Here is a 19,198-nt window from a genome sequence, read left to right as displayed (position 1 = left end):
TAGACGAGAACGGTCATACCCGCGTGCTGTTCGGACACGACCACAAAAATATGCGGTTAGAAAAATGCCAGTCAGGCTTAACTGACTGGCATTACGCCATAGCGGGCCTTTTTTATGGTGACTGTTCAGTGCTTTCATCAGTACTTTCTTCCGTGCCTCCCTCAGCTCTCTCTTCGATGCTTAGCCTCTCGTCGCCCTCCAACGTAGCACCATTGGCTGGGCGCTCGCTCTCTAACGCTTGGAACTGCTCTTCAAGGCGTTGCTGGGCCTCTTCAAACTGGCGCTCGGTATCTTCGATCAATGCATCAACGTCCGAGGCCTCTAGCTCTCCCTCTAACTGAGAACTATCAGGCAAGCGGCTCTCGCGCTCCCAGCTTGGCTCAATTGGGTCGCTTTCCATGGGAGCCAGTTCAGGAGTCTGCTGCTCAATTTCTTGGAACTGCTGCTCTAACTGGCGCTGAGCCTCTTCAAAGCGACGCTCGGTTTCTGCAATCACGTCATCCACATCTGAGCGGGTCGTTTCACCCGGCATCGCACTGGATTCGTCTAATGCTTCGTCCGGGTCAGCTGCCAGGGTTTCCTCATCGGCTTGCAGGGATTCGCTAGGCGTTGAAGCACTGGCCTCTGGCGCTTCTTCACGCATCGCGTCGGCTTGCTCTAACTCTTCCGCCGCCTGACGCGCCTCAATCTCATCCTCTACCTGAGTGGGCGAAGGCACCTCTTCCTCATCGCGGCTATCAGACTCATTCTCTGCGGACTCAGCAGCAGGCGCCTCATTGGCAGCCGTGGTGTCGCTTGGCTGGCTCGTTGTTGCCGGACGCTCCTCAGGAGCGACCTCTGACTCCTCTTCGCTATCTCCACACGCACTGAGTAATAGCGCCATGCTGGCCAGTGCGGGCATCCAAAATCGGTTAGTCATCGAATGATGCTCCTTAGCGGGTATATAAGTGTTCAGTGGCGATCATTGGCAGACAGCAGCGCACAACCTTCAGGCAGCAACACCTTCAGCGCCAGCGGAACGACCTCTACACTAAACCGCTCGTAGCGCTTGGCTTCACCATCCAGGGTCAGTGGCCAGGGTTCATCATCGGGCTGAGTCGTCACGGTTAGCTGACTGGCAGTGAAATAACGCACATAGCGCCCTTCCGCCGGGAACTGCTGCAGCTCACCTAGCAGCGCAGGAAGCTCAGTGACCGAATGGAAGTCTTTCACCAGAAGTACATCCAACCGCCCGTCATCCAGCTTGGCGCGGGGTGCCAGCACCTGACCACCGCCAGATTGGCGCCCATTGCCCAGGGCAAGCAGCAGTAGCGAAGCCGCTTGCTCATGGTCACCCCAGTGAAGAGTGCCGCGATAACTGCGATGCCGCCACGCCTTTAGCGCTCCCATGAGTGAGTAAGCCCCCCCGCCCAACATGCGCTTCAGCGTTTTAGGGGTAGAAGAGGTAATTTCCGCCCCAAAGCCGCCGGTCGTCATATTGACGTAGTACCTCACCGCCTGCTCACCATCAGCTTCAGCAGTCATTCTCACCACATCAATAGGTACAGCCGTCAGGCTAACCGCGGCGGCTAGCGCAGGCTCTGGCTCAAGTGGTAGCCCTACCGACGTGGCAAAATCATTGGCGCTGCCCAGCGGCACCACGCCCAACGGTGGCCGTTGGTCATGGGGGATACGCATTAGCCCGTTAACCACTTCGTTTACCGTGCCATCGCCGCCACAGGCGATCACACTGGTAGCTCCTAGTTCAACGGCTTGGGCCGCAAACTCGGCGGCATCGCCACCTTCCCAAGTAGCGCGAACAATCATCGGCGTCCCTGCCTTGCGCTGCGCTTCAACGGCCTCGCGTAGCGCCGGATTTCCGGCAGACTTACCGTTAATAATCAGTAAATAACACTGCTGTGAATCTGTCACCGGCGCTTTCCCTCTCCATGGTTAATTCGCTGGCTTCGCCTTATGCCAGCGCTTTCTCGACGACCTCAAATACATTAGACGACAGCGGTTCTTGTTTGATCCGCTCTAGCTCCGCACGCATTAACTGCTGACGCGCTTCATCAAAACGCTGCCAGCGGGTTAAGGGGGTGATTAACCGCGCGGCAATCTCTGGATTCAGGCGGTTTAGCTCAATCACCACATCTGCTAACAGCGCGTACCCTTTGCCATCCAAGCGATGGAAATTGACCCGATTTTGCGCAAAGGCACCTACTAACGCACGCACCTTGTTGGGGTTCTTGATGGAGAACGCTGGGTGCTGCATTAGGTACTGTACGCGCTCCAATACGTCCGGCTGAGGGCGCGATACCTGAATCGTAAACCACTGATCCATCACAAGCGGGTCGTGTGCCCACTTTTCACCAAACGCTTTCAGCGCGGGGGTAGCCAAATCAGCACGGTCGCTGTGTACTAACAGTGTCAACGCATGGCGCACATCCGTCATATTATGATCAGCGGCAAACTGCGCTTCACAAAGTGCCACACTCTCGTCGTCCTCAATGGACATTAAGTAAGATAGCGCTATGTTTTTGAGACTGCGCTGGGCAATTTGTTCAGGCGTCGGCGCATAAGCTTCATCAGTGCCATTCTCTTTATACACGGCGATAAATTCATCACGCAGCGCCTGGGCCAAGGATTGGCGCACAAACTCACGCGCGGCGTGAATCGCATCCACATCGACAATCGGCTGCTGCTCGGCGATGTAGGCTTCCGATGGCAGCGTTAGCATCTCAGCCAGTACCGCCTTGTCATCCATGGAGGAAGTCAGGAGCGTTCTAAAGGCTTCTACCACCCGGCTATCCATGACCTTCTCTACCCCGTTGCGGTGGGCGGCGATCAAGTCATCCAGCGCCAACAGTGCGAGCCTTTGCCCCGCGTCCCAACGGTTAAAACCATCGCTGTCGTGGGTCAGTAAGAAGGCCAAATCTTCGCGAGAGTATGGGAAGTGCAGTTTTACTGGGGCGGAGAAGTCGCGCAGCAGCGATGGAACCGGCGCCTCTGCCACATCGGTGAAAATAAAGGTTTGCTCATCGTCGGTCAGGTGAATGACCGCGTCCTTACCCAGCTTTTCACCTTCAAGCGTCAGAGTAAGATCCTGACCGGACTTTGTGCCCACTAAGCCCATGCTCACAGGAATATGCAGCGGCTGCTTGTCGGGCTGGCCGGGAGTGGCGGGGGTACGCTGGCGCAGCGTCAAATGGTACTCTGCGTGGGCATAATCGTATTCGCCGTGGGCATCAACCTCCGGCGTACCTGCCTGGGAGTACCAGTGCATAAATTGGTCTAAATCAATGCCCGACACCTCGGCCATACAGCCAACAAAGTCTTCAATCGTGACGGCTTGGCCGTCAAAGCGTTCGAAATAGAGATCTGAGCCGCGACGAAACGCTTCCCAGCCCAGCAAATTGCGCAGCATGCGCACCACTTCTGCCCCTTTTTCATAAATCGTCAGGGTGTAGAAGTTAGTAATTTCAATGAAGTGATCTGGACGGATGGGGTGTGCTGTAGGACCCGCATCTTCGGCAAACTGGGCGGTGCGGAAAAACGAGACGTCTTGGATGCGCTTGACCGGGGCTGAGTTGGTATCTGCTGAGAAGCACTGGTCGCGGAAAACCGTAAAGCCCTCTTTTAGCGAAAGCTGGAACCAGTCGCGGCAGGTAACGCGATTCCCCGACCAGTTGTGGAAGTATTCGTGGGCCACAATGCCTTCGACATTCTGAAACGCCGCATCGGTGGCGGTATTGGGGTGGGTCAGCACGGCAGCGGAGTTAAAGATGTTTAATCCTTTGTTCTCCATCGCCCCCATATTGAAGTCATTCACCGCCACGATCATAAACAGATCTAAGTCATACTCGCGGCCGTAGGTCTCTTCATCCCAAGTCATTGCCCGCTTTAGCGAGGCCATGGCGTGGTCGGTCTTATCGAGATTCTCTTGCTCCACCCAGAGCTGTAACGTCACGTTACGGCCACTCATGGTGGTGAAGTGGTCTTCGACCTTGGTTAAATCGCCTGCCACCAGCGCAAAAAGATAGCAGGGCTTGGGGTGCGGATCTTCCCAGGTCACAAAGTGCCGGCCGCTCTCTAAGGTGCCCTGATCAACTGGGTTACCGTTCGCCAACAGCACCGGCTCCCGCTGCGCATCACCTATCACGGTGACCTTAAACGTGGCCATGACATCCGGGCGGTCAGGGTAATAGGTGATACGGCGAAAGCCTTCCGCTTCACACTGGGTGCAGTACATGCCGTTCGATTGATAAAGCCCTTCTAGGGCAGTGTTACTGCTGGGGGAAATCTCTACTTCGCTCTCCAGCGTAAAGGCTGCCGGAACATTAGGAATAGTGAGCGTCTCATCGGTGAGCTGGTAATCGGCCTCAGCGAGCGCCTGGCCGTTGATCGAGAGCGCGTGCAGCGTCAGGTGCTCGCCGTTCAGCACCAGCGGCGCGGTTTGTTCGGCACTGGCGTGGCGCTCTACGGTGAGGCGTGCTTTAACACGGGTCGCGGTGGGGTCAAGATCAAACGTCAGCTCGGTATGGGTTACTTGGTAGGCGGGCGGCTGGTAGTCGCTTAAATAAACCGGCTGCGGATCAGACATAATGCGAAACTCCTGTAAGCTTTAAGTAGTCGAGTAGCGCAAACGCTGCGCTACTCAATGAATATTTCTTATAATCGTTAATCGCGGAAATTATCAAACTGCAGCGGCAAATCAGGCCCCTCTTCACCGCGCAGTAGTGCCATCACACTCTGCAAATCATCGCGCTTTTTACCCGTTACGCGCACCTTCTCGCCCTGAATCTGAGCCTGTACTTTCAACTTACTGCCTTTGATACGCTTTACCACATCTTTGGCTTCTGCTTGGTCGAGGCCCTGCTTGAGCTCTACTTCCTGGCGCGCCTTCACACCAGACAGCACCGCGTCTTTAACGTCCATGCAGCGGGCATCAATGCCGCGAGCAATCAGACGATTACGCAGCACGTCCAGCATTTGCTTGAGCTGGAAATCCACCTCGGCCTCTAGCTGTACCTTATCGCCTTCTAGAGCGAAGCTGGCATCAACGCCTTTAAAGTCAAACCGTGACTGTACTTCACGGTTTGCTTGGTCAACCGCATTGGCGGCTTCGTGCTGATCGAACTCTGACACAATATCAAATGAGGGCATGACAACATTCCTGACAATACATGACCCACCATTCTAGAGCAGCAAGCACCCAACCGGCCAATTCTCTTAGCAAAAGCCGAACAAGAGTTCTGCAAAACAGTTACAAAAATGCAGTAAAAATTGTACAAGCACGTTTTTCAGCGATGTTAAATTGCGCCCAGCTGGCGTAACCTGCTGACAGATCAACCAAAGGCCTATGAACGAGGAGAGATAATGAGCGATCGCGATGCCCGCCACAAAGCGTCCATGGAAAAGCTAAAGGCACGGGTAGATGACAAAGTGGCTCAAGCCACCGAACAGCGTGGCCTACTGCTAGTAAATACCGGCAATGGCAAAGGCAAAACGACGGCGGCCTGGGGAACGGTAACCCGCGCGCTGGGTTATGGCTATAAAGTGGGCGTGGTGCAGTTTATTAAAGGCTTATGGGAGTGCGGTGAGCGCAATCGGTTAGAAGAAGACCCTAACCTGAGCGTCGCTATTATGGCCACGGGTTTTACCTGGGATACCCAAAACCGTGAGGCAGACACCATTGCCTGTCAGGAAGTATGGCAGGAAGCCGAGAAAATGTTGGCAGACCCAGACACCTACTTAGTGGTGTTGGATGAAATCACCTACATGCTGAAGTTTGGCTATTTAGATATTGAGACGGTTAAACACGCGCTGCTTAATCGGCCAAAAGAGCAAACGGTGATTATCACTGGGCGTAATGCACACCGCGAGCTGGTCGCCATGGCAGATACAGTGACCGAGATGCAGGAGGTGCGCCACGCCTTCAACAACGGCCTGCAGGCACGTCGCGGCATCGATTTTTAACGCTTAGCTACTTAGCTACCCACTCAATGCAACCATGCAAAAGGGGCGTCGGAACGCCCCTTTCATGCCAGCTACAATTGCTTGCTCTATGGCGGCTACACCGCTACGGCATTATTTACTGTCGAACGGATTGCGCAGCACAATGGTTTCCACTCGGTCCGGACCGGTAGAAATAATATCAATGCTGGTGCCTACCTGCTCTTCCAGGAAGCTGATGTAGGCGCGGGCGTTAGCAGGCAGATCTTCTACCTTCTTTGCACCCAGGGTGGATTCTTTCCAGCCCGGCAGATCGTGGTAAAGCGGCTCAACCGCTTCGTAGCCCTCGGAATCCACCGGGTTATCCAGCACGTCGCCATCTTTGCTGCGGTAGCCGACACACACGCGGATATTTTCCAAGCCATCCAGTACGTCCAGCTTGGTCAGGCAGATACCCGATACCGAGTTGATCTGTACCGCGTGACGCAAGGCAACGGCATCAAACCAGCCGCAGCGACGCGGGCGGCCCGTAGTAGCACCAAACTCATGGCCACGCTCAGCTAGGTGACGGCCGTGATCGTCAAACAGCTCGGTAGGGAACGGGCCGGAGCCGACACGAGTGGTATAGGCTTTGGTAATACCCAGCACGTAATCAAGGTAGAGCGGACCGACACCAGAACCAGTCGCCGTACCACCCGCGGTGGTGTTCGAACTGGTCACATAGGGGTAGGTACCGTGGTCGATATCCAGCAGCGAGCCTTGAGCACCTTCAAACAGGATATTCTCACCGGCTTTACGCAGGTCATGAACCATACTGACCGTATCGCTGACCATCGGACGCAGCTCTTCGGCCATTTGCATGGCGCTATCCAGCACTTCCTGGAAGTCTACCGCGGGCTCACCGTGGTAATTCACCAGTACAAAGTTGTGGTAGTCGAGCACTTCACCCAGCTTGGAGGCAAACCGCTCGCGGTGCAGCATATCGCCCAAGCGCAAGCCACGACGAGCCACTTTGTCTTCGTACGCCGGGCCAATACCACGGCCAGTAGTACCGATTTTGGCAACGCCGCGAGCTTTCTCACGCGCTTGGTCTAGGCGCACGTGGTAAGGCAGAATCAGCGGGCACGCCGGAGAAAGACGCAGGCGCTCACGCACGGGTACGCCCTTCGCTTCCAGCTCGCGGATCTCTTTGATCAGCGCTTCCGGCGAGAGCACTACCCCGTTACCAATCACGCAGGTTTTGCCAGGGCGCAGCACGCCGGAAGGGATCAGGTGAAGAACGGTTTTCTCACCGTCGATCACTAGTGTGTGGCCCGCATTGTGACCGCCTTGAAAGCGCACCACGGCTGAGGCTGATTCGGTGAGCAGGTCAACAATTTTGCCTTTGCCTTCATCACCCCACTGGGTACCCAGGACTACGACATTCTTACCCATTATGCACTCGTCTCTTGTGTCAGGGTCGTTGTCTGCCAACGACCATCGATAAACTCAAGACGGCGGTCACAGCTGTGCTCCGCCGGCCCAGTACGCTGCCCAGGCAGCGCTTGAATTACGCGTTCACCCTGCTCACGCAGCGCCACAATGGCAGCGTTAAGCGACTCTTCTTCTTGGGCAGGCGCCCAAATTGCACCCCGGCTGGGTGAAGCCAGCGCCAGCGATGCCAGTTGTTTCAGGTCCATCGAGAAGCCGGTGGCAGGCCGTGCACGGCCAAACGCGCGCCCGGTATCATCATAGCGCCCGCCTTTGGCCAGCGCATGGCCATAACCCGGCACGTAAGCCGCGAACATCATACCGGTGTGGTATTGATAGCCGCGCAGCTCTGCCAGATCAAAATAGAGCGAGACATCAAAGCGCGCCAGAACGCCTTTATAAAGCGCTTCTAGCTGGTCGAGGGCTGCAGTTACAGGCGCAGGCGCACCTGCAAAGCGCTCGCGGGCCTCTGCCAGCACGCTGGCATCACCGTGCAACTCGCCCAGCGCCATCAGCATATCCGCCAATACGGGATCGCTGACGCTAGCATTCACTTGCTCTGCCAACTGCCCCGGCGATTTTAACGCCAGTGCTTCAAACAGCGCGCGCTCTTGCTCATCGCTAAGCGCAGCGGCCTCGACTAGGCTGCGATAAATGCCAATATGCCCCAACGCCAAGTGAATCTCGTCAGCCCCTGCCGCGTGAAGGCTGGCCAGTGCTAAATGGATAATTTCACTGTCAGCTTCTAAGCCTGCATGACCAAACAGCTCCACACCAACCTGTACGGGGCTTCGGCCGCCCTGATGCTGGTCGGCCTTTGCGCGCAGCACATTGGTGCAGTAACACAGACGCACCGGGCCTTGGCGTTTTAGGGAGTGAGCGTCCATACGCGCAACTTGAGGCGTCACATCGGCAGATGCGCCCATCATGCGACCCGTCAGTTGGTCGGTAAGCTTGAACGTTTGAAGGTCGAGGTCTGTGCCGGTACCTGTCAGCAAGGAGTCCAAAAACTCCACCGGCGGCGGCATTACTTGGTCGTAGCCCCAGCAATGGTAAAGATCAAGCAGCGCACGGCGCAGCTCTTCCATGCGGCTTGCCTGAGGCGGCAGCACCTCATCCATGCCGTCGGGCAATAGCCAGCGGTCAGCGATGGTCATGTGAACAATCCTGCGAGACGATGAAGGCCCCTTCTGACGACACCACCAACAGCCTCACAAGGCGCTGCGTGGAAACGTTCACGAAACGAGGGCCACAAAAAAACCGGGCGACGCCCGGTAGATAAAGTCTATCACGTTTATGCGCTAGATGAACCCCGCCAAGCACACCGCTTGACGGGGTTCCGCGCCATTACTCAGCGCTATTAGGCACTGCGCTACGCAGGTAGCGGAAGAAGTCGCTATCCGGCTCAAGCACCAGCAGGTTGCCATCGCCAGAGAAGCTTTCACGATAGGCGTTTAGACTGCGCCAGAAAGCGAAAAACTCCTGATCCTGGCCGTAAGCCTGGGAGAAGATCGCAGCTGCCTCGGCGTCACCTTCACCACGCAGGGTTTCGGAGCGCTCGTTAGCTTGAGCAAGCAGAACCTGACGGCGGCGATCGGCGTTAGCACGAATACGCTCAGCTTCTTCTTGACCCTGGGCGCGCCACTCACGAGCTTCACGCTCCCGCTCTGAACGCATACGCTCGAACACAGCGGCAGAGACATCTTCCGGCAGGTCGATACGCTTGATACGGATATCGCGAATCGCCACGCCGAGCTCTTCACGCATCAGCTCGTCAAGCTCTGCTGTCGGGCCTGTCATTAGGTCATCACGGCGCTCGGCAATGATTTCCTGAAGGTTCAAGCGACCAAACTCGTTACGCAGACTCTCATCGACCCGTGGCTGAATCAGGCGAATCGCCATCATCTCATCACCTGCGGTCGCCTCGTAGTAGCGAGTGGGGTTAATCACTTGCCACTTCACGTAGGAGTCTACGATTACCGCTTTCTGCTCAAGGGTCAGGTAACGGCTGGTATCGGTATCCAGTGTCAGCAAACGCGTGTCAAATTTACGAATTGTCTGAGCAATCGGAATTTTGGCATGCAGGCCCGGCTGAATATTCTCTTCGATGACTTCACCAAAACGCAGCTTCACCGCACGCTCGGTTTCATCCACTACGTATAGGCTGTTACTTGCTAGCCACGCCACGGCGGCCAAGCCACCTACGATAAGCAGGGATCGATTATTAATCATTTAGCGGCCCTCCCTGCGGATAGGGTTATTACTAGACGACGATGAGGAGCTGCTTTGGCTGCCCCGCAGCGACTCCAGCACGCGCGGATCAATCGCATCGCTGCTGCTATCGCCACTGCTATCAGTCGTTGAACTGCTGTTACTACCACTGTTACCGCGCATCTGGTCTAGCGGCAGGTACATCAGCGGAGCATTTTCGCTCACATCCAACAGCACCTTGGGCGTGCTACCAAACACTTCTTCAATTGCATCCAGATACATACGTTCACGCATGATCTCTGGCGCATTACGGTACTCAGTTAGCAGCGCATTAAAACGGTTGGCTTGACCTTGCGCTTCAGCGACTACCGACTCCCGGTAACCCTGGCCCTGCTCTACAACACGCTGGGCTTGACCCTGTGCAGCAGGGATGATCGCGTTGGCATAAGCCATACCTTCGTTGATGGTCCGCTGGCGATCTTCGCGAGCACGAATAACGTCATCAAAGGCATCAATAACCGGTGCAGGTGCAGATGTTGATTCGATGTTGATGGTTTGAAGACGAATACCGGCACCATAGGCATCTAGGTATGTTTGCAGACGGCTCGCCACCGAGCTACCCAAAATCTCACGACCAGAGGTCAGGATATCAATCATATCCGTTCCACCCACCACGTGACGCAGTGCAGAATCCAGCGCATTCTCAATAGAGAGAGCGGGATCACGTACGTTAAGTACAAAGTCACGCGGGTTGGCGACTTGGTACTGCGCAGAGATTTCCACTTCGACGATGTTCTCGTCGCGAGTCAGCATGGACTGGGTCTGAGAGACGGAACGAACGCGTGTTACGTTTACCATGCGCACATCATCAATCAGCGGTGGATTCCACTGCAGGCCTGGCTCAACAATGCCTTGGTACTCACCAAAGCGCAGTACAACCCCACGCTCAGACTGGTCAACCAAGTAAAAGCCTGAGGCACCCCAAATGGCCAGCGCAACAATAATCAAGAGGCCCGGCAACGCAAAGGAATTGCGAGGTTTACCGCCCCCGCTTTTACCATTACCGCCCCCGCCACTTTTCTTGCTGCCGCCGCCAAGCATGCCGTTCAGCTTGTCTTGGAATTTTTTCAGCGCTTCGTCAAGATCGGGTGGCCCTTGATTGTTGCCACCTTTATTGCCGTTATTGCCACCACCATTGCTCCCACCGCGATCGCCGCCGCTGTTACCGCGTCGACCACCACCACTCCAGGGGTCGTGCTGGTTGCCACCACCGGGCTCATTCCAGGCCATACTTCGTCTCCACTAAGGTGTTCACCTGCACTTTGCCTTGTGCTTATGCAAGGCCGGGTGCTTTTGATATTGTTGCTATATCAATCTTGTACCACAACTCCACAGTCAATGACTGTGGAGTAGGTACTTGATGGGCTACCATTCGTCAGATTCGCGTAATGCTTCTGGTAAATAGGTATTGGCACGCTCACCCAGTTGAGCCATCAACTGGTTAAAGTCGCGCCTGGGCAAGCGCACATCCAACACGGAGCGCCCTTGCTCATCAAAACTCTCTTCGCGTACGGCGTTAAGCTCATGCAAGCCAGCGCGTAACTTGCCCTGCTCTGGTGACAGTGTAAGCGAAAAACCAATCACGTCATTGGCAAGGCGCTCGGTCAAAGCTTCATGCAATAGGTCAAGCCCTTGGCCCTGCTGAGCAGACAGCCAAACTACCTCTGGCACGCCATGGCCGTCACGCTCAATGCGCGGGGCGCTGTCTAGCTTGTCGATCTTATTCATGACTTTAAGCACCGGTACGCTATCAGCACCGATCTCTTTGAGTACATTATCGACTTGTTCAACGTTGAGCTCACGATCAGGGTCGGCTGCATCGATGACATGCACTAGCAGCGTTGCCTCTGCCGCTTCCTGCAGAGTGGCCTGAAATGCCTCAACCAGTTTGTGAGGCAAGTGGCGAATAAAACCAACAGTATCGGCCATCACTACCGGGCCAACGTCTTCGATTTCAAGCCGACGGAGCGTTGGATCCAGGGTAGCAAACAGTTGATCAGCCGCATAAACCTCAGCGCTGGTCAACGCGTTAAACAGCGTCGACTTACCCGCGTTGGTATAACCCACCAGCGAAACACTGTGGATCTCCGCCCGAGCCCGAGCACGCCGGTTCTGCTCGCGCTGGCTGCGTACTTTATCGAGCCGTTTATGAATCGATTTAATGCGGCCGCGCAGCAGCCGTCGGTCAGTCTCTAGCTGGGTTTCGCCAGGACCGCGCAGGCCAATGCCGCCTTTTTGGCGCTCAAGGTGTGTCCAGCCGCGAATTAGGCGTGTGGACATATACTCGAGCTGGGCAAGCTCTACCTGCAGCTTACCTTCATGGGTTCGTGCCCGCTGCGCAAAAATATCGAGTATCAGACCGGTACGGTCCAACACACGGCACTTGAGTTCTTGCTCAAGATTACGCTGCTGGGAGGGGCTTAAACTATGGTTGAAGATGACCAGTTCAGCGTGATGAGCTGCGAGCATTGCCCGCAGCTCCTCCAGCTTTCCCGACCCGATAAACGTACGGGAATCAGGGCGCTGTCGGCTGGCTGTGAGCAATGTCGCGGGCTCTGCGCCAGCAGAGCGCACAAGCTCCAAGAACTCACCCGGGTCTTCACGCGCCTGCTCATCATAGAAATCTACGTGAACAAGTACTGCCGTTTCACCGGCATCTGGGCGTTCAAAAAACAATCAATACCTCGTGGACTCTCTTGCTATCCAGCGGTGTTAGAGTTCAGCATCAGGTGCTGAAGGGTCTTGTGCCGGCAAACGCACATTGCGTGAAGGCACCACCGTGGAAATAGCGTGTTTATAAACCATCTGACTGACGGTATTGCGCAACAAGATGACAAACTGGTCAAACGATTCAATCTGGCCCTGCAGCTTAATGCCGTTTACCAGGAAAATAGAGACCGGAATGCGCTCCTTGCGCAAAATGTTCAGGTACGGGTCTTGAAGGGACTGCCCTTTGGACATGTTGCTCTCCCTAAAACTGTCGTTGGGGTTGGTTATCAAATGGCGTGCCCTACTGGTGCTACGCCGCAATCTTGTTGCCCGAAAGGCCCGGTGTGTCAAAAGCGCTCGCCGGCCACTCGAAAACACTTGCTTACGAAATCACTATCTTACGCTAAGCACCGCTTTCACGCACGAATTTCAGAAGCTTATCCAATGCGTCCGGTTGCTGAGTGTCTATCCAGTTAAGTGACGGCCAGCTACGCAGCCAAGTGAGCTGACGCTTAGCAAGCTGCCGAGTGGCAATGACCCCTCGTGACACCAGCTCACCTTGATCGTAAGCGCCGTCTAAATATTCCCATACTTGACGGTAGCCAACACTCTTCATCGATGGCAAGCCTAGATGAATGTCATTACGCTTTCTGAGGGCGGCCACCTCATCTATCAAGCCCTCACCCAACATTGTTTCAAAACGTTGGGCAATACGTTGATGAAGTATCTTACGATCATTAGGCGCTAGCGCTATCGACAACACCCGCCACGGAAAGGTTTCCGGCTGCTGCTCGGCCCACAGCTCGCTCATCGGGCGCCCGCTGGCGTAAAACACTTCCAAAGCCCGCATTAACCGTTGGGGGTCATTAGGATGAATACGCGCCGCCGAAGCCGGGTCCACCTCAGTCAGAGTGCGATGCAAGCCCGCTAAGCCTTCAGCTTGGCGCTTCGCTTCAAGCTGTTCGCGGATAGCGGCGTCCGCAGCGGGCAGGTTCGCCACACCTTCCACTAGGCGTTTGAAGTAAAGCATTGTGCCGCCTACTAGCAGCGGCACTTTCCCAGCCGCGCTGATTTGCCGCATCTCTTGCAGGGCATCTTCACGGAAATCCGCTGCTGAGTAAGGATCAGCTGGGTCTCGAATGTCAATCAGTCGATGTGGCGCGCGTGCAAGCTCTTCTGCGCTCGGCTTGGCACTGCCAATATCCATTCCACGGTAGACCATGGCGGAATCAACGCTAATCAGCTGATGCCCCAGCCGTTCATGTAGAGCCATCGCCGCATCGGTTTTTCCAGCGGCAGTAGGCCCCATCAAAAATATCGCCCAGGGGCGTGTATCAGCCATCTGTTTACCGCACTCCGTTTATTGTCTTCATCATTACTGGCCGCGTAAAAAAAGTCGGTCGAGCGCTTTCATGCTCATTTGCGTCCAAGTAGGGCGACCGTGATTGCACTGATCGCTGCGTTCGGTGCGTTCCATATCGCGCAACAGGGCATTCATTTCATCGAGCGTTAAACGACGATTGGCACGCACGCTGCCATGGCACGCCATGGTAGACAGCAACTCATGAATACGCGCTTCTACCTGATGCGTACGGCCAAATCGAGCTAGCTCTTCGAGCATTTCACGCACCAACGCCTCAGGGTCTGCCTGGGCCAGCAGTGCGGGCAGTTGGCGGACCAGCAGCGTCTCGGGGCCTGCCACATCCAACTCGACACCTAGCTGAACAATAGCGTCACGTTCGCTCTCTGCAGTGGCCACTTCGCTGCGACTCGCCGCCAGCGATACGGGCACTAACAGGGGCTGCGTATCGATCCCTTTAGCCGCCGCCAGTTGGTTTTTCATGCGTTCATATACGATCCGCTCATGAGCCGCATGCATATCGACCAACACCAACCCCTGGGCGTTTTGAGCCAGGATATACACGCCGTGCAGCTGGCCTAGTGCAAAACCTAACGGCGGTGCGGCGGTGGCATCATGTGCGGGCATAGCCAGCGGCGCTTCGCGCACTTCGTTAGCAGCCGGGCGCTGGCTGGGCGGGCTTGGTTGAGGCGTTAACAGCGTCTCTTCGTGATCAGGATGAAGAGCCTGATACCCCTGCATAAAACGGCGCACGCGCTCAGCGCCGGGGTGCCGTTCCGGCCCTTCCGATAACGGCATGCCTTGCTGTTGCCAGCGCGGCTCAGGCTGCTCTACCTCGGTAGACACTGTGGGCTCAACCACTTCATTGGCTTGAGTGTCTGACGCCGCCGGCTCCTCCTCGGCGGGCTTGGAGGCCGCCAGGCAGTGGTGCAGGCTGGAGTAGAGGAAATCGTGCACCATGCGTCCATCGCGGAAGCGCACTTCATGTTTGGTGGGGTGAACGTTGACATCAACCACGTCGGGGTCAAGCTCAAGATAAAGCACAAAGACCGGATGACGGCCGTTATACAACACGTCCCGGTAGGCTTGACGCACCGCATGCGCCACTAAGCGGTCACGCACGACCCGGCCATTCACGAAAAAGTACTGTTGGTCTGCTTGAGAGCGGGAGTGGGTTGGAAGACCTACCCAGCCGCTTAGGCGCAGGCCGCCTGCTTCGCGCTCGATATAGCGGGCGTGTTCGATAAAGTTCTTGCCCAGCAGCGAGGCAATACGGCGCTCGCGCGCAGTGGGCGTATTGCCCGGCGGCAGCTGGTGCACCACTTTTTGATTGTGCCTCAGTACCCAGGCAATGTCGTAGCGCGACAGCGCTTGACGACGAAACGCCTCTTCCACGTGGGCAAACTCGGTCTTTTCAGTGCGCAAGAACTTGCGCCGTGCTGGCGTATTAAAAAACAGATCGCGCACAGAAACGCTAGTGCCCCGGGGGTGCGGCGCTGGCGTCACCTTGGCCTCCATGCCCCGCCCTTCAGCAACCACCCGCCACCCTTGGCGGGGGTCTTCGTCAGCATTAGAGACCAGTTCTAAACGTGAGACGGAGCTAATTGAGGCCAACGCTTCACCTCGAAAGCCCAGCGAACTGACACCCTCTAGGTCTTCTAGGCTATTAATTTTGCTGGTGGCATGGCGGGCGAGCGCTAGCGGCAAGTCTTGCTCACCAATGCCGATGCCATCGTCGCGCACTTTAATTAACCGGGCACCGCCCTGCTCGATCTCTACTTCAATACGCTGACTACCCGCATCAATGGCGTTCTCAATCAGCTCTTTTGTCACTGATGAGGGGCGCTCGACCACCTCCCCCGCCGCAATCTGGTTAGCTAGGCGGGGGTCGAGCACATGGATACGGCCAGACAGCGAGTTTAATTCAGTCAACCAACACCTCAGAAGCTCATCATCAAAGCAGTCTATTAAAAGCTCGTATTAAGAACTGGGGATACGCAGCACTTGGCCTACACGGATCACATCGCCATTCAAGTCGTTCGCTTGCTTTAGCTGGTTTACCGGTACGCCATGGCGAACCGCAATCGCCGATAGCGTATCGCCAGACTGAATGCGGTACTCATTTCCAGTGGGGCTACGCTGATTATCGCGCTGCCACGCCAGCAGGCTCGCTGGGGGTGGGTTGCGCTGAAAATGGTCGCGCAAACCACTGAAAATGGCCGTTGCTAGCCCCTGCTGATGCACCGGGTCGCGCAGGCGGCGCTCTTCATCTGGGTTTGAGATAAAACCCACTTCAATGAGTAACGAGGGAATATCCGGCGATTTCAGCACCATAAAGCCCGCCTGCTCTACCCGCGATTTATGCAACCGGTTCACACGCCCCAGCTGTTCAAGTACCTGCCCGCCAATCGAGAGCGAGTCATTAAGCGTAGCCGTCATGGTGAGATCCAGCAGCACGCCGCGCAGTACTTGGTCTTTATCACGTAGCGACAAACTGCCATCGACGCCGCCAATCAAGTCGGAGCGGTTCTCGCTATCCGCCAGCCACTGAGCCGTTTCTGACGTTGCCCCCCGCTGAGAAAGCGCATAAACCGAGCTACCCTGAGGCCTTGGGCTGGTAAACGCATCGGCATGTACCGATACAAAGAAGTCAGCTTTCTGCTCGCGGGCAAGCTGAGTACGCTGGCGTAACCCCAAATAATAGTCACCGTCACGAATCAACACAGCTTTGAAGCCTTGGGTTCGATTCACCTCAGCAGCCAGCCGTCGGGCGATATCCAGCACCACATCCTTTTCACGAGAACCCGATGGGCCAATCGCACCGGGATCTTCGCCGCCGTGCCCCGCATCAACAGCAATAATTATGTCACGCTGCGGGTGAGGCTGAGCGGGCTGAACCTCGACGGGAGGCTGCGCGGGCGTAGGTGTAGAAACGTCAGCTTCCACACCGGGCAACTGGGCCTGAGCCGAGCGCTGCGCCAGCATCTCCTGGTCACGAATCATCGCCTCAATAGGGTCGATAGGGTTCTCCACAGCGCTTTCGCCAGGGTACTCCAAATCCACCACGAGACGGTGGCCATACTGATCATTAGGCGGTAGCGTAAAGTGGCGCGGCTCAATATCACGATTCAACTCAAGCACGACCCGCAGGCCACCACCATCCCGCACGCCGGTTCGCACTTCCGCAATCGCACTGCCATCTAGCGGCAGTGTTGATACGTCGGTATTCAGCTGGCTCTCATCAAGATCAATTACTAGGCGCGACGGGTTTTCTAATGAAAACACATTGGCCTCTGCGGCAGCGGTAAGATCAAACACCAAACGAGCATGATCGGGTGCTGCCCAAAGTCGCATGCTCTCAACGGTGGCCGCCTGCAGAGTGGCGGTACCTACCAATAAAACCGCGCAGCCAGTTGCTAACTGACCTATTAAACGAGCCAGTGGGTTTTTCATATCCATTGAATCACACCACACTCCTGTTGCATCCCGACACACTGACGCGCCAGTTGCTCTATGACATCTTCGCCAAGAGAACTACCGGCGTTTAATAGCGCGACGCGTCCAGTTTCAGCAACGCTCAGTTGAATACGCAGATCCGGGGCGGGCAACCAGCCCTCACCTCGGCTCGGCCACTCAATCAGACATAGCGCATCGTCGTCCAGTACATCGCGCCCACCGATGAACTCCAGCTCTTCCGGGTCTGCTAGGCGATACAAATCAAAGTGATAAATACGTTGATCGCCAAGCTCATAAGGCTCTACCAAGGTGTAGGTGGGGCTTTTCACCGCCCCTTGATAACCGTAGGCCCGCAAAATGCCGCGCGTTAAGGTCGTTTTACCTGCCCCTAAGTCGCCTTCTAAATAAACAAGCCCGTGACCTTTTAGCGCTTGGCCCAGCGCTTCGCCAAAGGCTACGTGGGCCACTTCATCGTTCAGTTGCACCTGCATGTTGGCCGCCTTCACGGGTTAATTAACACTCGTGCATAGGATGCCAGATCACTTGCTAACAGGCCACGCTCTCCCGCTGCTTTAGCGGCTTCATCCCCCGCTAAAGCGTGTGCCATGACGCCCAGCCATGCGCTCTGCTCCAGGCTATTAAACTGCCCCACCAAAGCGCCTAACATACCGCTTAATACATCGCCCATCCCGCCACTCGCCATACCTGGGTTACCGTAAGGGCAAACCACCAACCCGCTCGGCCCGGCAATCAGGCTGCCTGCTCCTTTCAATATCACTATACCGCCACGAGCGCGTTGCAATGCACGGGCAGCCTCAGGCCGGTCGGCCTGGATATCAGACACAGAGCACCCCAGCAGCCTTGCTGCTTCACCAGGATGAGGCGTGAGTATCCAATTATCCCGGCGGAGGTCTGGCCAGCGGCTTGCCAACAGGTTGAGCGCATCGGCATCCACCACCAGCGGTGAAGAAGCCTGAAGCGCGCTTTGCAACATCGCCTGCCCCCAGGACTCTTGCCCAAGCCCTGGCCCAATTACCACCACATCCGCCGTTGATGGCAATTCAGCCGCATCGGCACCGCTGCGCGCAGCGCGGGCCATCACCTCAGGGCAGCGAACTAGGCTTGCCGCTACATGCTCCTGAGCGGTGGCTAGGGTTACTTTTCCTGCCCCTAGGCGCGCTGCTGCCTGGGAGGCCAGCAGCGCTGCGCCACCAAAGCCCGGCGCACCTCCCATCACCAGCACATGCCCCAAGCTGCCCTTATGGCTAGTACGAGAACGTGGAGTGAAAGCCTCGCCTAGCAGCGCATCATCCAGCCGCCAAGCGGTAGGCGGAATATCAAAAAATGCTTGGGCTTTGACGCCCAGGGGGCGAAAATCGATATCGCCGGTATACGCCGGGGCATCACCGGTATGCAGACCAATTTTGTCGCCAATAAAGGTTACTGTGCAGGTGGCTTCCACTGCTGTGCCTAACATCGCGCCGGTATCTGCCGAAATGCCCGACGGAATATCCAGCGCCAGCACTGGCTGAGATGCCGTATTTATCGCTTTAATGGCCTGCTTAATGCTACCTTCGACCTCGCCGGAAAGCCCGGTACCCAGCAACGCATCGACAATGACCTCGCCGACAAGCGTAGTGTGCGGGTGCCACTCTTCAAACCCTACCCCGGCGGCCGTTGCCAGCTCCGCGGCACGGGCAACGTCGCCAGAAAGCGCGTCTCGCGGCTTGAGGGAAAGGCGCTGCACCTTAAGCCCCGACTGCATGGCCAGCGCCGCCAATACATGCCCATCGCCGCCGTTATTACCGCCGCCGCAAAGCACCGTAACACTGCGCGCCTGAGGCCAGCGGGAACGAAAGCTGTGCCAAGCGCTAGAGGCGGCTCGCTGCATCAGGGCAAAGCTCTCTATACCGCCTGCAATGGTGCGCCGGTCCAGCTCGCGCACTTGAGACGCCTTATAAAGAGGGCGTAGCGAAGAGGTACTCAACGTAGACACGA

The 19,198-nt window shown here is 56.3% G+C and carries 16 protein-coding genes; 1 reads left to right on the top strand and 15 read right to left on the bottom strand.

The features are described 5' to 3' along the window. Positions 1-112 precede the first annotated feature (112 nt). From ACIGG6_RS13655 to ACIGG6_RS13640, 4 genes are all read right to left on the bottom strand, one after another. Positions 113-919: a hypothetical protein gene (locus ACIGG6_RS13655; protein ID WP_399845128.1), complete on the bottom strand. Its 807-nt coding sequence runs from the start codon at positions 917-919 to the stop codon at positions 113-115. A 32-nt stretch (positions 920-951) separates the two neighbouring features. Then, positions 952-1,911, bottom strand: coding sequence for a lipid kinase YegS (yegS, locus tag ACIGG6_RS13650; RefSeq protein WP_399845127.1), 960 nt, complete (start codon positions 1,909-1,911; stop codon positions 952-954). A gap of 40 nt (positions 1,912-1,951) precedes the next feature. After that, complete coding sequence (pepN, locus tag ACIGG6_RS13645; RefSeq protein ID WP_399845125.1) at positions 1,952-4,582, bottom strand: aminopeptidase N; 2,631 nt, start codon at positions 4,580-4,582, stop codon at positions 1,952-1,954. Positions 4,583-4,659: 77 nt separating this feature from the next. Further along, positions 4,660-5,145 (bottom strand): YajQ family cyclic di-GMP-binding protein, encoded by a 486-nt coding sequence (locus tag ACIGG6_RS13640; protein WP_253502654.1) that lies wholly within the window; start codon positions 5,143-5,145, stop codon positions 4,660-4,662. A gap of 213 nt (positions 5,146-5,358) precedes the next feature. Here ACIGG6_RS13640 and cobO point away from each other — a divergent pair, with 213 nt between their 5' ends. After that, on the top strand, positions 5,359-5,958 hold the full coding sequence (gene cobO / locus ACIGG6_RS13635) for a cob(I)yrinic acid a,c-diamide adenosyltransferase (protein ID WP_399845124.1): 600 nt from the start codon (positions 5,359-5,361) through the stop codon (positions 5,956-5,958). 111 nt (positions 5,959-6,069) lie between these two features. Here the strand turns inward: cobO and ACIGG6_RS13630 are convergent, their stop codons facing one another. The 11 genes from ACIGG6_RS13630 to ACIGG6_RS13580 form a co-directional block, all read right to left on the bottom strand. Next, positions 6,070-7,368 (bottom strand): adenylosuccinate synthase, encoded by a 1,299-nt coding sequence (locus ACIGG6_RS13630; protein ID WP_253502661.1) that lies wholly within the window; start codon positions 7,366-7,368, stop codon positions 6,070-6,072. Further along, positions 7,368-8,561, bottom strand: coding sequence for an ATP phosphoribosyltransferase regulatory subunit (locus tag ACIGG6_RS13625; RefSeq protein ID WP_253502664.1), 1,194 nt, complete (start codon positions 8,559-8,561; stop codon positions 7,368-7,370). Before ACIGG6_RS13625 ends, ACIGG6_RS13630 begins: the two co-directional genes overlap by 1 nt. A gap of 190 nt (positions 8,562-8,751) precedes the next feature. Further along, the gene (hflC, locus tag ACIGG6_RS13620; protein WP_253502667.1) at positions 8,752-9,636 is read right to left on the bottom strand and encodes a protease modulator HflC; all 885 of its coding nucleotides are present in this window, start codon (positions 9,634-9,636) and stop codon (positions 8,752-8,754) included. Beyond that, entirely contained in the window at positions 9,637-10,905 is a 1,269-nt protein-coding gene (gene hflK / locus ACIGG6_RS13615; protein WP_253502670.1) for an FtsH protease activity modulator HflK, read from the bottom strand. Positions 10,906-11,040: 135 nt separating this feature from the next. Then, positions 11,041-12,351: a ribosome rescue GTPase HflX gene (gene hflX, locus ACIGG6_RS13610; protein WP_399845121.1), complete on the bottom strand. Its 1,311-nt coding sequence runs from the start codon at positions 12,349-12,351 to the stop codon at positions 11,041-11,043. 36 nt (positions 12,352-12,387) lie between these two features. Next, positions 12,388-12,636 (bottom strand): RNA chaperone Hfq, encoded by a 249-nt coding sequence (hfq, locus tag ACIGG6_RS13605; RefSeq protein WP_253502675.1) that lies wholly within the window; start codon positions 12,634-12,636, stop codon positions 12,388-12,390. Positions 12,637-12,787: 151 nt separating this feature from the next. After that, positions 12,788-13,726 carry a tRNA (adenosine(37)-N6)-dimethylallyltransferase MiaA gene (gene miaA, locus ACIGG6_RS13600; protein ID WP_399845118.1) on the bottom strand — a complete coding sequence of 313 codons (939 nt, stop codon included), beginning with the start codon at positions 13,724-13,726 and terminating at the stop codon, positions 12,788-12,790. A 33-nt stretch (positions 13,727-13,759) separates the two neighbouring features. After that, the gene (gene mutL / locus ACIGG6_RS13595) at positions 13,760-15,676 is read right to left on the bottom strand and encodes a DNA mismatch repair endonuclease MutL (protein ID WP_399845115.1); all 1,917 of its coding nucleotides are present in this window, start codon (positions 15,674-15,676) and stop codon (positions 13,760-13,762) included. A 48-nt stretch (positions 15,677-15,724) separates the two neighbouring features. Further along, on the bottom strand, positions 15,725-17,203 hold the full coding sequence (locus tag ACIGG6_RS13590; protein WP_399845113.1) for an N-acetylmuramoyl-L-alanine amidase: 1,479 nt from the start codon (positions 17,201-17,203) through the stop codon (positions 15,725-15,727). Then, complete coding sequence (gene tsaE, locus ACIGG6_RS13585; protein ID WP_399845112.1) at positions 17,194-17,691, bottom strand: tRNA (adenosine(37)-N6)-threonylcarbamoyltransferase complex ATPase subunit type 1 TsaE; 498 nt, start codon at positions 17,689-17,691, stop codon at positions 17,194-17,196. The genes ACIGG6_RS13590 and tsaE overlap by 10 nt, the downstream gene beginning before the upstream one ends. A gap of 11 nt (positions 17,692-17,702) precedes the next feature. Then, entirely contained in the window at positions 17,703-19,196 is a 1,494-nt protein-coding gene (locus tag ACIGG6_RS13580) for an NAD(P)H-hydrate dehydratase (protein ID WP_399845110.1), read from the bottom strand. Between the last annotated feature and the right edge of the window lie 2 nt (positions 19,197-19,198).

The sequence above is a fragment of the Vreelandella lionensis genome, assembly GCF_044543515.1.
Classification (GTDB): Bacteria; Pseudomonadota; Gammaproteobacteria; order Pseudomonadales; family Halomonadaceae; genus Vreelandella; species Vreelandella lionensis.
This window is presented reverse-complemented; position numbering and strand designations above follow the sequence as displayed.